Source organism: Photobacterium sp. TY1-4, assembly GCF_025398175.1.
In the GTDB taxonomy this organism is placed as follows: Bacteria; Pseudomonadota; Gammaproteobacteria; order Enterobacterales; family Vibrionaceae; genus Photobacterium.
Genome location: NZ_CP099734.1, coordinates 647,594 through 660,151, shown reverse-complemented (window position 1 = coordinate 660,151; position 12,558 = coordinate 647,594). Strand labels below are relative to the sequence as shown.

The following is a 12,558-nucleotide window of genomic DNA, read 5'->3' as shown; positions in this document are numbered from 1 at the left end:
TGATCTTTTTTTGACGCCCTTATGGATCCGAAAGTCTGGAGTAATATCTTTGCCGACAGCAGCAAACCAAGGACCAAACCCCTTGGGGCTGATCAACGCCTGCTGATCCTGCAAAAATTCCAGGGCAAGCTGGAGCTCGGCTTAATTTTTGAGATTTTTGCCCGCGAAGTCGAAAAACAGATTGATGTCAGCCGCATGGTCTGGGCGTACGAAGAAACCACCTCCCTGATCCGCCGGGGCCAGGCGACCCCACACCGGCAAACCTTTGTCCTGCGATTTGGCGACAACGAACTGGGCAAGCTGCAATATGCCACCCCCTACCCGCTCGATAAAGACGAAATCAGCCTGCTGCACACCTACCACCGGTTATTTGCCGGCCCGCTGGCGAATGCCATCGAATATCGCCGGGTCAAGAACATGGCGCTGCGCGACTACCTGTCGGGCCTCGGCAACCGCAGCAGCTTCGAGCAGGATATCCAGCATGCCATCGCCATGAGCGAGCGGCGCAATGTCGGCCTGGTGCTGATGATGTTTGACCTGGATAATTTCAAGCAAGTGAACGACAAATACGGCCACCTGGACGGTGATAAAGTGATCCGCCGTTTTTCAAGTCTGCTGAAACAAGCCGTACGGAGCTCCGACCGCTGTTACCGCATCGGCGGCGATGAATTTGCCGTCCTGCTCCAGCCTGCTACGGACCAATCTGCCATGCACGTCAGTGAGCGGGTCGACCAGCTGATGCAGGAAGATCCGACCCTGCGCAACTTACGGATTGGGGTCTCGATCGGATTTGCCGGATACCAGAAAGGTGATACCAGCACGACCCTGGTTGACCGCACCGACCGCCAGCTTTACCGCCATAAACGGGCCCGTTAACGCACCAGATTTTGATCTCATCCCCCAAGCCGTGCTACAACTTTGCTAAGATAGCTGGGGTTGACGCACCGCCAAGCAAGGCGCACGCAGCCGCACTTCCCATGGATATTCCGGTGTCTATCGGAAGTGAACGAATCAAGAAGGACAAGACCATGAAAGTCTATGAATGCTGCGAGCTGATCCGGATGACCTATGCCCAGATCGGTGGCGGTGAACTGGGATATATCCCCAATGCGATTCATTGTGCCGTCAAGGCACTCAACGAGATTGCCGCCAATGAACAAGTTCCGCAGGCGCTGCGTGAGCAGGCTGCATTTGCCGCCGCGAACCTGTTAATGAGTGATCACGAGGACCAATAATGGATGTGACAAAGTTTGAAACCATGGATCCGGTGATGCTGATGAGCATCGTCAACATGAAAATCCGCGATGAATTCGGCACCCTGGACAGCTTGGTCAAATACTACGGGATCGACAAAGACAAGCTGGTCGCTCGCCTCGCGGCCGCCGGGTTTGATTACCTGCCGGACGCCAAGCAGTTTCGCTGATCCCGTGCGAGCGTACCCTACGCCCGACACCTAAAAACAAAAACGGAAGCCTGGCTTCCGTTTTTGATGTTCAAGATCCGTTTATCCCAGAGAAGCGTAAAGCACCGTCGCCACCAGCACCGGACACACCACCTTGACGTAGAGCGGCCAGATTTTCCAGAACAGGCTGTGTTGCAGATCCGGGCTCCCGGCACTGAGCTCTTTCAGCTTCGAGTGACGTGACCACACCCAACCGCCGAACAGGGTGAACAGCAGTGCTGCGACCGGCTGGAAGTATTGGGTCGCCACTTTCGCCACCAGGCCGAACAAGGCGCCGAAGTTGAAAATAATCACCACACTGAACAGCGCAATCACCCCACCCAGCAACCAGCTCGTCGGCTTACGGCCCAGCGCAAAGCGCTCACTCACCAGCGACACCGGGCACTCCAGCATCGAAATTGATGAGGTCAACGCAGCAATGGTCATCAGGATAAAGAACACCAGTGCCACCAGTTGGCCGACAATACCCAGGCTGTCAAACAGCATCGGCAACACGGTAAAGACCAGGGTATCCGAGCTCAGCAGCGAACCGTCTTCAGCATAAATTGCCACGCCTTTGTTCATGGCAACGAACATCGCAGGCAGGACCACCAAGCCGGCAATAAAGGCCACAGCTGTATCTACCAGCGTCACGCTCAGTGCCATTTTCGGCAGGCTTTCTTTCTTACTCAGGTACGAGCCGTAAATCAGCATGGAGCAGCCACCAATGGTCAGCGAGAAGAACCCCTGTCCCATCGCTGCCAGGAGCAGCTGGCGATCAAACACCATGCTGAAATCCGGCACCAGGTAGTGCTTGAGGCCTTCCATCGCCCCGTCTTGGGTCATGATGTAGAGAAATAGCAGACCGAACAGTGCAAACAGCGCCGGCATTAAACGGGTGGACCATTTTTCAATTCCCTGCTTCACCCCGCTCTGGACAATCAGGATCGTCAGTAGGTAAAACACCACGGCACCGAACAGATTTCGGGAAACCGAGAAGCCTTTCAACCATTCAGAAGCAGCCTGCAGACCAATCATATCGGTGACGGCAGCCAGCATAAAACAAATCAACCACCCCGCGACAATGCTATAAAACGCCAGCACCAGCGATGGGACCATCAAACCAATCCAGCCGACCAGTGCCCCGGCCTTTTTTGCCGTCGGGTTGTCCGACAAGCTGCGCATACTGTCGATGGGGTTCGCCTGGCCGTGACGGCCGATTGCCATTTCGACAATCAGCATCGGAAAAGCCACCACCAGGATCATCAACAGATAAACCAGCAAAAAAGCCCCACCGCCGTTGCTGGCGGCCTGCGTCGGGAATCCCCAGATATTGCCCAGGCCCACTGCAGCACCGGCGGCTGCCAGAATAAACCCTATCCGTGATCCAAAATGTTCTCTGTTTCCTGCCATGACCCTTACCTAGATGTATCAGCGTGCTAGTACAATAATCCATCCCTGTATTCGAATCAACACCAGAACGTCCGACTGGCTAAAACATAACCACCTAGCGAAAAGTATCACGTTTATTCTGATTTCAGTGATTCCTGACGTGCATAAAAAAGCCGCTTCCCCGGAGAGGAAGCGGCTTTTTTGTCTGTGTCTCGCAAGACAAACAGAGAAATTATTTCAGCGAGGCATAATAAGCGGCTACGTTGGCAATATCGCTATCGCTCAGCATCGCTGCCTGTGGCTGCATCACCATCGCCATGCCGCCAGTCCGCTCTTTGTTTTTGTAGGCTTTCAGGGCTCCGACCAGGTACTGCTCATTCTGGCCTTTGAGGTTCGGATAAGTCGGGATCATCGCCGTACCATCCGCGCCATGGCATGCGGCACAAACCGCAGCTTTCGCTTTCCCTGCGGCTGCATCCGCAGCGAGTGAAGGGCCAGAAATCACGGTTGCTAACACTGCTATTGCAAGAACTTTTTTCATCATGTCCTCTTATAATTTTGTTTATCCTAAAGGTGGTCTTTCAATTTACGATAAAAAAACCAGCAAGTTAGATTGTGCACTCTTTAACCTAACATTGCACATCAAATACATCATTCTGCCAAGTCAGGTCACAGTCTTGACCCCGATACGCATCGACGACAAATAACCCGGCCACAGCCGCCAACTGATCGCCATAAAAAATTAACGGCGTCCGGCGGCGATTCCAACTCGGCACGCCGTATTCCTGAAACAGTTTCTTGAGCTTGCGCCGCCCGATCCGGCCAACCGGTTTGGCTTCGATGCCCTCCGGATTGAAACGCACCGTCACCGGCTCATCCGGCGTCGGAGATCGAAGTTGCCCCCGCCCGGTATGCTGAAGCAGCACGGTACCGAGCGCCTGAGGCAAGTGACATGGCATCCCCAGCGTACATGGCAGCTGAATATGGTGGATCGCCGGCCATTGCCGGATCAGATACAGGCACTGGCGGTGACGGCGTACTTCAACCTGCTGCCAGCGAAGCTGCGGGTTGGCATCCGCCCGGGCCATCACCACACTGTGCCAAATCTGACTGAGCTGTGCCTGAGACGGCATCAAGACATCCTGCTGACGCAGCCACAAACGGATCAGTTGCTTACCTGTTCGTTCCGGGCCCAGTGCGGCGATCGCCAAACTGCCATCCGGCTGTACGGCCTCGGCCAGCCGGGAGGCCAGCAACTCTGCCAGCAGCGCTTCCTGCTCACCGCACAGAGCCGCACTGCGCGCGACAGACTTACGCAGCCCGGGCCAGCGTGCCACCAACCTAGGGGTGATCTCATGGCGTAAGAAGTTCCGATCATACCGGGTATCCTGATTGCTCTCATCTTCTATCCACGTCAGCCCCTGACCGCGGGCATACGCTTCAATCTCTTCCCGGGTGGCCCAGAGCAACGGCCGAAGATGTTTTCCTTTGCTAAAAGGCGTCTCCGGCGCCATCGCAGCCAACCCCGCCGGGCCACTGCCCCGTTTGAGCGCCAGCAGGAAGGTCTCCAGCTGATCATCGGCATGCTGGGCCGTCAGGAGCAGATCCCCGTCGTTCACATGCCGGGCCAGCGCCTGATAACGCTGCTCGCGGGCCTGTTGCTCAACACTGATCCGGGCGCCCAGCGTTAACGTGACATGCTCTGCCGCAAACGCCAGACCGGCCTGCGCGCTCCAGTCGCGGCAACGCGCCAGCCAGGCATCGGCATTGGGGCTCAAGCCGTGATGGACATGGACCACCTGCGCCTGATGTTGCGGGTGGCTTCGGATAAACTGCCCCAGCAACGCCAGCAACACGCGCGAATCCAACCCACCGCTCAGGGCTAACACAAAACGTCGCGGACGTTCGCCATAGGGCTGGAGAAAGGCAGCGAATCGGGAATACAACATGGGACAGCTCACATCGATAACAGTGAAGCTCTTATACCAGAGTGACCCATAAAAAAAAACGGATCACCTGGGTGATCCGTTCTTCTGTCCATCGTGTTGCAGTGCGGCGGCTAGCCGTTAACAGCTAGCAGTTAGCAGTAACCGTAGCTCAGCAGACGCTGGTAGCGACGCTCCAGCAATGCTTCGGTATCCAGACCGTCCAGCTCTTCCAGCGTCGCCAGAATTTGCTTCTTCAGGTTCTCAGACATTTCGATCACATTGCGGTGTGCACCACCCAGCGGCTCATCGATAATGTTGTCGATCAGCTCCAGCTCTTTCAGGCGATTCGCAGTCATCCCCATCGCTTCTGCGGCTTGCGGCGCCTTATCCGAGTCGCGCCACAGGATGGAGGCACAACCTTCCGGCGAAATCACCGAGTACGTAGAATATTGCAGCATGTTGACACAGTCACCGACACCGATGGCCAGTGCGCCGCCGGAACCGCCTTCACCGACCACGTTGCAGATCACCGGCACTGTCAGGCCAGCCATTTCTTTGAGGTTGGTCGCAATCGCTTCAGACTGGCCACGCTCTTCCGCGCCCACGCCCGGGTAAGCACCCGCGGTGTCGATGAAGGTGATGATCGGCATCTTAAACCGCTCCGCCATTTTCATCAGGCGCAGCGCTTTGCGATACCCTTCCGGCTTTGGCATCCCGAAGTTACGCAGCACTTTCTCTTTGGTTTCACGGCCTTTCTGGTGACCAATCACCATCACCGGACGCCCTTCCAGACGCGCAATCCCGCCCACCAGGGCTTTGTCATCGGCAAACGCGCGATCACCGGCCAGCTCGTCAAATTCGGTGAACATATGTTCAACATAATCAAAAGTGTACGGACGCTGTGGATGACGGGCTAACTGAGCAACCTGCCAGGCACCCAGATCGCCAAAAATCTTCTTGGTCAGCTCCAGGCTTTTCTTTTCCAGTTGTTCAATTTCTTTGTCCAGATCAACCGATGCTGATTCATCACGGCGCGACACTTCACGCAGTGCTTCAATTTTGGCTTCTAGTTCCGCAATCGGCTGTTCAAACTCAAGGAAGTTCAGGCTCATACCACTTCAATCCTTTGGCTCATGCTTATTGGCTATTGCACAATAAGTATGGGCACATTTAATTAAACTCAAGCTCTACCTGCTTTTCACCCAGCAAGATTTTGAGATCAGAAATCAGCTGATCGGCCGGGGTAACGCGCCACTCGGTCCCGAGGGTCAACTTGGCGCGCGCATTAGAGCGCTGATAGTACATATTTACCGGCACAGTACCTGCGCGGTGCGGCTCCAGCACTTTGCTGAAACGCTCAAAAAACTGTTCATCAATTTGCCTCTCTGTCACAGAGATGGCAAGTCCTCGCAAATGCTTTTCTCTGGCTTCTGAGATATCAAGCACTTCTCGCGCCGACATTTTAAGGCCACCGTTAAAATCATCAAAGCTGACCTGTCCGGAAACGACCAAAATGCGATCTTTCTCGACCAAATCGAGGTATCTTTCCAGCGCATCGGAAAATAACATCACTTCCATCCGCCCGGATCGATCGTCCAGACTCAGCAGGCCGATGCGAGTGCCGCGCTTGGTGGTCATCACCCGGGCGGCGATCACCAGCCCGGCGACGGTCACCACTTTATCCCGTCCGGTCGGATGGGCATCTTTCAGGCGCCAGGTGGTGTAGTGTTTCAGCTCCGGCACATAGACGTTGATCGGGTGGCCCGTCAGATACAGGCCAAGGGTTTCCCGTTCCCCTTCCAACCAGACTTTTTCCGGCCATTCCGGAATATTGGCATAAGCATGCTCAACTTCTTCAGGCGCTTCGGTCAACACCCCGAACATGTCGGTCTGGCCGAAGGCTTCGGCCTGATGGTGCTGGCTCGCCGCTTTCAGGGCATCGTCCAGGGAAGCCATCATCGCGGCCCGGTTCGGACCCAGGCGATCCAACGCGCCGCACTTGATCAGCCGCTCCAGCACCCGCTTGTTGACTTTTTTAGTATCAATCCGGGCGCAGAAATCAAACAGATCTTTAAAGTGGCCGCCTTTCTCGCGTGCCGCAATAATATTTTCGATCGGGGCTTCACCGACCCCTTTCACCGCACCGATACCGTACACGATGGCGCCGTTGTCATCGACGTTGAAGCGATAGAGACCCTTGTTGACGTCCGGCGGCAACAGTTCGAGTTTCATCCGGTGGCACTCATCCACCAGACCGACGATCTTATCGGTGTTATCCATATCGGCGGTCATGACCGCCGCCATGAATTCTGCCGGGTAGTGCGCCTTAAGCCACAGAGTCTGGTACGACACCAGCGCGTAAGCCGCGGAGTGGGATTTGTTAAATCCGTAACCGGCAAATTTCTCTACCAGGTCGAAGATCCGCATCGCCAGCTCGCCGTCGACGCCGTTCTTGATCGACCCTTCTTCGAAAATTGCCCGTTGCTTGGCCATTTCCTCCGGTTTTTTCTTACCCATGGCCCGGCGCAGCAAGTCCGCGCCGCCCAGGGTATAACCGGCCAGCACCTGGGCGATCTGCATCACCTGCTCCTGGTACAGGATGATGCCGTAGGTCGGCTCAAGAATTTCTTTCAGTGATTCGTGCTGCCACTTTTCATCCGGGTACGACACCGCCTCGCGGCCGTGCTTCCGGTCGATAAAGTTATCCACCATGCCCGATTGCAGCGGGCCCGGACGGAACAGGGCCACCAGAGCGATCATATCTTCAAAGCAGTCCGGCTGCAGACGCTTGATCAGATCTTTCATCCCGCGCGATTCGAGCTGGAACACCGCGGTGGACTCAGAGCGTTGCAGCATGGCGAAGGATTTCGCGTCATCCATCGGAATGGCGGCGATATTGACCGGCGGCTTGCCCTGCGCTTCCAGGCGCGGGTTCACCATCCCCAGCGCCCAGTCGATAATGGTCAGGGTTCGCAGGCCAAGGAAGTCGAACTTGACCAGCCCGGCAGTTTCAACGTCGTTCTTGTCGAACTGGGTGACCGGGTGATGGCCTTCAGCATCACAGTACAGCGGCGCAAAATCGGTAATGGTGGTCGGTGAAATCACGACCCCACCGGCGTGTTTCCCGGCGTTTCGCGTTACCCCTTCCAGCACCCGGCACATGTCGATCAGATCCCGGACTTCTTCGTCCGCGTCATACGACTCCTGCAACTGCGGCTCGGCCTCAAACGCCTTGGCCAGCGTCATCCCCGGCTCAGCAGGCACCAGCTTAGAAATGCGATCGACAAACCCGTACGGGTGCCCCAGTACCCGGCCGACATCGCGGATCACCGCCTTGGCCGCCATGGTCCCGAAGGTGATGATCTGAGATACCGCATCCCGGCCGTACATTTCAGCCACGTGGTCGATCACCAGATCCCGCTTGTCCATACAGAAATCGATATCGAAATCGGGCATGGAGACCCGCTCCGGGTTCAGGAAACGTTCGAACAGCAGGTCAAATTCCAGCGGGTCCAGATCCGTGATATCCAGCGCGTAAGCCACCAGAGAGCCGGCACCGGAGCCCCGGCCCGGCCCGACCGGGATCCCGTTATCTTTCGACCACTGGATAAACTCCATGACGATCAGGAAGTAGCCCGGGAACCCCATCTGGTTGATCACTTCCAGCTCGATGTCGAGGCGCTCATCGTATTCCGGACGTCGCTCCTGGCGCACCGCTTCATCCGGGAACAGGAAGGCCAGACGCCGCTCCAGTCCCTCTTTGGACATTTTGACCAGATAATCTTCGGTACTCAGATCGCCGGTCGGGAAGTTCGGCAGGAAGTATTCATTCAGGCGGACCGTGACGTTACAACGCTTGGCAATTTCGACGCTGTTTTCCAGCGCTTCCGGAATGTCGGCGAACAGCTCGCACATTTCTTCTTCGCTGCGCAGGTATTGCTGGGCGCTGTACAGCTGCGGCCGGTTCGGATCGGCCAGGGTGTAGCCATCATGGATCGCCACCCGGATCGAGTGGGCATCGAACTGATCCGGCGAAATAAAGCGCACATCGTTGGTCGCCACCACCGGCAACGCCATTTGCGCCGCCAGTTCGATCGCAAAGTGCAGATACGCTTCTTCGTCCGGTCGGCCGGTGCGGGTCAGCTCAAGATAATATCGGTCGGGAAAATGGGTCTGGTAGAACGCCACCAGACACTCGGCCATCTTCTGGTTGCCTTTGAGCAGCGCCTGGCCGACATCACCCCGCCTACCACCAGAGAGCAGGATCAATCCCTGATGGCGCTCAGCCAGCCAGTCTTTATCGATCACCGGCTGATGCTGCACATGACCGCGCTGATACGCATCCGAGATCAACAGGGTCAGGTTGCGATAACCATCATTGTCAGCGGCCAGTACGGTCAGCTCGGTCAGATCGTCCCCCATCTCATCCGAGCGGACTTTGAAATCCGCCCCGATGATCGGTTTCATCCCGGCCCCATGCGCGTTGTTGTAGAACTTCACCAGACCACACAGGTTGGTGAAGTCGGTCAGCGCCATGGCCGGCATGCCCATAGCCGCGACTTTTTTGACCAGCGGCGGGACCTTTGACAGGCCGTCAACCATTGAGAAATCACTGTGGACACGAAGATGAATAAAGCGGGGTTCAGCCATGACTAACCAGATTTGATAAATACTTAAATCGTTAAGCGAGGATTATAGCCTAAAGGACGCCGCGCATCACCGCATGCGATGCAATCGGGCAAAACGCCACGCGTACGTGGCGAATACCTCAGCGATGGGGCGCCGTCCTGCGGAAAAATCAGTCAATCCCGAGAATGCGTTTGACGGGTTTAAAACTCTTGCGGTGCTGCTCAATTACGCCGAGTTTTTCCAGGGCTTCAAAATGGGCCTTGGTCGGATAGCCCTTGTGCTGGGCAAACCCGTAATCCGGATACTGGGCGTCCAGCGCTTCCATTTCCCGATCCCGGGTCACTTTGGCCAGAATCGAAGCGGCACTGATCTCCGCCACCCGCAAATCGCCCTTCACCACCGCCTGGGCCGCCATCGGCAGCTGCGGGATCTTATTGCCGTCAACCAGGACAAAATCCGGCTGGACCGACAGGCCCGCGACCGCCCGCTGCATGGCAACCATGGTGGCCTGCAAAATATTGAGCTGGTCGATCTCTTCCGGCTCACAACGCCCCAAAGACCAGGCCAGGGCCTTTTCCTTGATTTCATCAAACAAGGCGTTGCGCTTTTTCTCGCTCAGTTTTTTGGAGTCGGTCAATCCGGTAATCGGGTTGGCCGGGTCTAAAATCACCGCGGCGGTGACCACCGCGCCGACCAGCGGCCCGCGGCCGACTTCATCCACCCCGGCAATGCACTGTGCTGCCGGGTATTCAAAAGGTTCCAAAGGTGTTGCCATTTACTTGCCTATCAATTTCAGCACCGCTGCCGCGGCCTGTTGGTCTGCATTACATTTGATCAGCTGATGCAGGCGGGCAAACTCAGCCATCAGCGCGCTGTTGTCCGCATTGAGGAAGCGATCCACTTCGTGGCACAACTTCTCCGGCACGCAGTCGTCCTGCAGCAGCTCCGGCACCAGTTCGCGATCGGCCAGAATATTGGCCAGCGAGACATACTTGGTTTTCAGCATGCGCTTGGCCAGCCAGGCGGTCAGCGGTTTGACCTTATAGCCCACCACCATCGGCCGTTTGACCAGCATACACTCGAGTGCCACGGTGCCCGAAGCCAGCAGCACCGTGTCCGAAGCAATCATGACATTGCGGGCCGTATCGTCCACCAGCACAAAATCGAGCTCCGGGGCGGTTTCGCGCCAGGCCTGCTCAAACTGCTCCCGGCGCTTTTGGTTGACCAGCGCCACCACAAATCCGAGATCCGGGTGCTTTTGCTTAAGCAGCTTGCAGGTTTCGATAAACGGCGCGGCCAGCATGCCCATCTCGCTGCCCCGGCTGCCCGGCAATACGGCCAGCCAGCGTTTGCTGCGATCGAGTCCCAGCAGGTCTTGGGCCGCCCCCTGATCGGTTTCCAGCGGGATCGCATCGGCCATGGTATGGCCGATAAACTCACACGGGACATTGAATTTGTCGTAGAAAGCCTTCTCGAACGGCAGGAACGCCAGCACCAGATTGGTGGCGGCTTCAATCTTGAAGATCCGCTTCTGGCGCCAGGCCCAAACCGACGGGCTGACGTAGTGCACGGTTTTGATCCCGCGCAGCTTCAGATCGCGCTCCAGACGCAGGTTGAAATCCGGGGCATCAATACCGACAAACACATCCGGCGGATTGTCACTGAAATACTTCACCAGCTCGGCTTTGACTTTCAGCAGGCGCGGCAGGCGGCCGAGGACTTCAACAATCCCCATCACCGCCAGCTCTTCCATATCAAACAGGGTCTCGCACCCGGCGGCCTGCATCCGCGGGCCGGCAATACCGACGAACTCCGCGTCCGGATACTGTTGCCGGATGGCCTGGATAAACCCGGCACCTAAAATATCGCCGGAGATTTCCCCGGCGACAATTCCAATTCGAAGTGGCTTGGTCATATTCAGCGAATGATTCCGCGCGTTGATTGCTCGAAGAAGTCGACAAACCGTTGCACCGGGGCATGCGTTTGCGCCAGGGCTTCGATTTCCGGCTTCACTTCCGCCAGGGTCTTGCCTGAGCGGTACAGCGCCTTATACACCGCACGAATTGCTTTGATATCTTCTTTCTCAAAGCCACGGCGCTTGAGGCCTTCGACGTTGATGCCGAACGGCGCACAGTGGTTACCCTGCGCCATCACGTACGGTGGGACGTCCTGAACGACAATCGAGCCACCGCCCAGCATACAGTGATCGCCAATGGTACAGAACTGGTGAATCGCAGACATTCCGCCGACAATCGCATGGTTGCCCACGGTCACATGACCGGCCAGGGTTGCGTTATTGGCAAAAATACAGCGGTCGCCGACGACACAGTCATGCGCCACATGGGCGTTAATCATGAACAGGTTGTCATTGCCGACTTTGGTGATCCCGTTGTCCTGAACCGTACCGCGGTGCATGGTTACGCTTTCGCGGATGGTGTTGCGATCGCCAATTTCCAGACGGGTCGGCTCACCGGCATATTTCAGGTCCTGGCACTCTTCGCCAATGGAAGCAAACTGGAAGATGCGGTTCTCACGGCCAATCTTGGTCGGACCTTTCACTACCACGTGGGACATAATTTCTGTCCCTTCACCGATTTCAACATCAGCACCGATGTAGCTAAACGGACCCACTTTCACGTTGGCACCGAGAATTGCCCCTGCTTCGACCACCGCCGACGGGTGGATTTGGGCTGTTTCGTGAATCATGAAAACTCTCGTCTTGCACATTTCAGTTCGGCAGAGCACACGACGTCGCCATCAACTCTGGCAACCCCATTAAACATCGCAATACCGCGGCGCTCTTTCAGGAATTCCACTTCAATGATCAGCTGATCACCCGGGCCCACCGGCTTGCGGAATTTAGCGTTATCAATGCTGGCAAAGTAATACAGTTCATTTTCCGATGGCGCGCCAAAGGTTTTGAACGCCAGCAGACCAGTCGCCTGAGCCATGGCTTCCAGGATCATGACCCCCGGGAAAACCGGCATCTTCGGAAAGTGGCCGGTAAACTGCGGCTCATTCACAGAAACATTCTTAATCGCGGTCAGGGTTTTACCCTCTTCGTAGTCGGTTACGCGATCAATCATCAGAAACGGATAGCGATGTGGCAAAAGTTCCTGAATCTCTGTGATATTTAGCGTCTTGTTTTCGCTCGTCAAAACTGCATTC

General features: G+C 56.3%; 12 protein-coding genes. 3 read left to right on the top strand and 9 right to left on the bottom strand.

From position 1 onward, the window contains the following. Positions 1-21 precede the first annotated feature (21 nt). The 3 genes from NH461_RS03260 to NH461_RS03250 all read left to right on the top strand — a co-directional run bounded on the left by NH461_RS03260 (position 22) and on the right by NH461_RS03250 (position 1,423). Positions 22-876, top strand: a complete 855-nt coding sequence (locus NH461_RS03260; RefSeq protein WP_261601877.1) for a GGDEF domain-containing protein — start codon at positions 22-24, stop codon at positions 874-876. 152 nt (positions 877-1,028) lie between these two features. After that, positions 1,029-1,235, top strand: coding sequence for a YaeP family protein (locus tag NH461_RS03255; protein WP_261601876.1), 207 nt, complete (start codon positions 1,029-1,031; stop codon positions 1,233-1,235). Then, entirely contained in the window at positions 1,235-1,423 is a 189-nt protein-coding gene (locus NH461_RS03250) for a DUF4250 domain-containing protein (protein WP_261601875.1), read from the top strand. The genes NH461_RS03255 and NH461_RS03250 overlap by 1 nt, the downstream gene beginning before the upstream one ends. Positions 1,424-1,504: 81 nt before the next feature. On the opposite strand, the gene NH461_RS03245 is transcribed toward NH461_RS03250, so the two are convergent. From NH461_RS03245 to fabZ, 9 genes are all read right to left on the bottom strand, one after another. Then, positions 1,505-2,854 carry a sodium-dependent transporter gene (locus NH461_RS03245; RefSeq protein ID WP_261601874.1) on the bottom strand — a complete coding sequence of 450 codons (1,350 nt, stop codon included), beginning with the start codon at positions 2,852-2,854 and terminating at the stop codon, positions 1,505-1,507. Positions 2,855-3,065: 211 nt separating this feature from the next. Continuing rightward, on the bottom strand, positions 3,066-3,377 hold the full coding sequence (locus tag NH461_RS03240; protein ID WP_261601873.1) for a c-type cytochrome: 312 nt from the start codon (positions 3,375-3,377) through the stop codon (positions 3,066-3,068). Positions 3,378-3,462: 85 nt separating this feature from the next. Next, positions 3,463-4,782 carry a tRNA lysidine(34) synthetase TilS gene (gene tilS / locus NH461_RS03235; RefSeq protein ID WP_261601872.1) on the bottom strand — a complete coding sequence of 440 codons (1,320 nt, stop codon included), beginning with the start codon at positions 4,780-4,782 and terminating at the stop codon, positions 3,463-3,465. 131 nt (positions 4,783-4,913) lie between these two features. Then, positions 4,914-5,873: an acetyl-CoA carboxylase carboxyl transferase subunit alpha gene (accA, locus tag NH461_RS03230; protein WP_261601871.1), complete on the bottom strand. Its 960-nt coding sequence runs from the start codon at positions 5,871-5,873 to the stop codon at positions 4,914-4,916. A gap of 58 nt (positions 5,874-5,931) precedes the next feature. Further along, entirely contained in the window at positions 5,932-9,411 is a 3,480-nt protein-coding gene (gene dnaE, locus NH461_RS03225; protein ID WP_261601870.1) for a DNA polymerase III subunit alpha, read from the bottom strand. Between the two features lie 148 nt (positions 9,412-9,559). Further along, on the bottom strand, positions 9,560-10,165 hold the full coding sequence (gene rnhB / locus NH461_RS03220; RefSeq protein WP_261601869.1) for a ribonuclease HII: 606 nt from the start codon (positions 10,163-10,165) through the stop codon (positions 9,560-9,562). Beyond that, positions 10,166-11,305, bottom strand: coding sequence for a lipid-A-disaccharide synthase (gene lpxB, locus NH461_RS03215; protein ID WP_261601868.1), 1,140 nt, complete (start codon positions 11,303-11,305; stop codon positions 10,166-10,168). 2 nt (positions 11,306-11,307) lie between these two features. Then, entirely contained in the window at positions 11,308-12,096 is a 789-nt protein-coding gene (gene lpxA / locus NH461_RS03210) for an acyl-ACP--UDP-N-acetylglucosamine O-acyltransferase (RefSeq protein WP_261601867.1), read from the bottom strand. Next, the gene (gene fabZ, locus NH461_RS03205; protein ID WP_261601866.1) at positions 12,093-12,548 is read right to left on the bottom strand and encodes a 3-hydroxyacyl-ACP dehydratase FabZ; all 456 of its coding nucleotides are present in this window, start codon (positions 12,546-12,548) and stop codon (positions 12,093-12,095) included. Before fabZ ends, lpxA begins: the two co-directional genes overlap by 4 nt. Positions 12,549-12,558 lie beyond the last annotated feature (10 nt).

Coding starts and splice junctions, on each gene's coding strand:
- NH461_RS03260 (WP_261601877.1), top strand. CDS start 22: ATGGATCCGAAAGTCTGGAGTAATATCTTTGCCGACAGCAGCAAACCA.
- NH461_RS03255 (WP_261601876.1), top strand. CDS start 1,029: ATGAAAGTCTATGAATGCTGCGAGCTGATCCGGATGACCTATGCCCAG.
- NH461_RS03250 (WP_261601875.1), top strand. CDS start 1,235: ATGGATGTGACAAAGTTTGAAACCATGGATCCGGTGATGCTGATGAGC.
- NH461_RS03245 (WP_261601874.1), bottom strand. CDS start 2,854: ATGGCAGGAAACAGAGAACATTTTGGATCACGGATAGGGTTTATTCTG.
- NH461_RS03240 (WP_261601873.1), bottom strand. CDS start 3,377: ATGATGAAAAAAGTTCTTGCAATAGCAGTGTTAGCAACCGTGATTTCT.
- tilS (WP_261601872.1), bottom strand. CDS start 4,782: ATGTTGTATTCCCGATTCGCTGCCTTTCTCCAGCCCTATGGCGAACGT.
- accA (WP_261601871.1), bottom strand. CDS start 5,873: ATGAGCCTGAACTTCCTTGAGTTTGAACAGCCGATTGCGGAACTAGAA.
- dnaE (WP_261601870.1), bottom strand. CDS start 9,411: ATGGCTGAACCCCGCTTTATTCATCTTCGTGTCCACAGTGATTTCTCA.
- rnhB (WP_261601869.1), bottom strand. CDS start 10,165: ATGGCAACACCTTTGGAACCTTTTGAATACCCGGCAGCACAGTGCATT.
- lpxB (WP_261601868.1), bottom strand. CDS start 11,305: ATGACCAAGCCACTTCGAATTGGAATTGTCGCCGGGGAAATCTCCGGC.
- lpxA (WP_261601867.1), bottom strand. CDS start 12,096: ATGATTCACGAAACAGCCCAAATCCACCCGTCGGCGGTGGTCGAAGCA.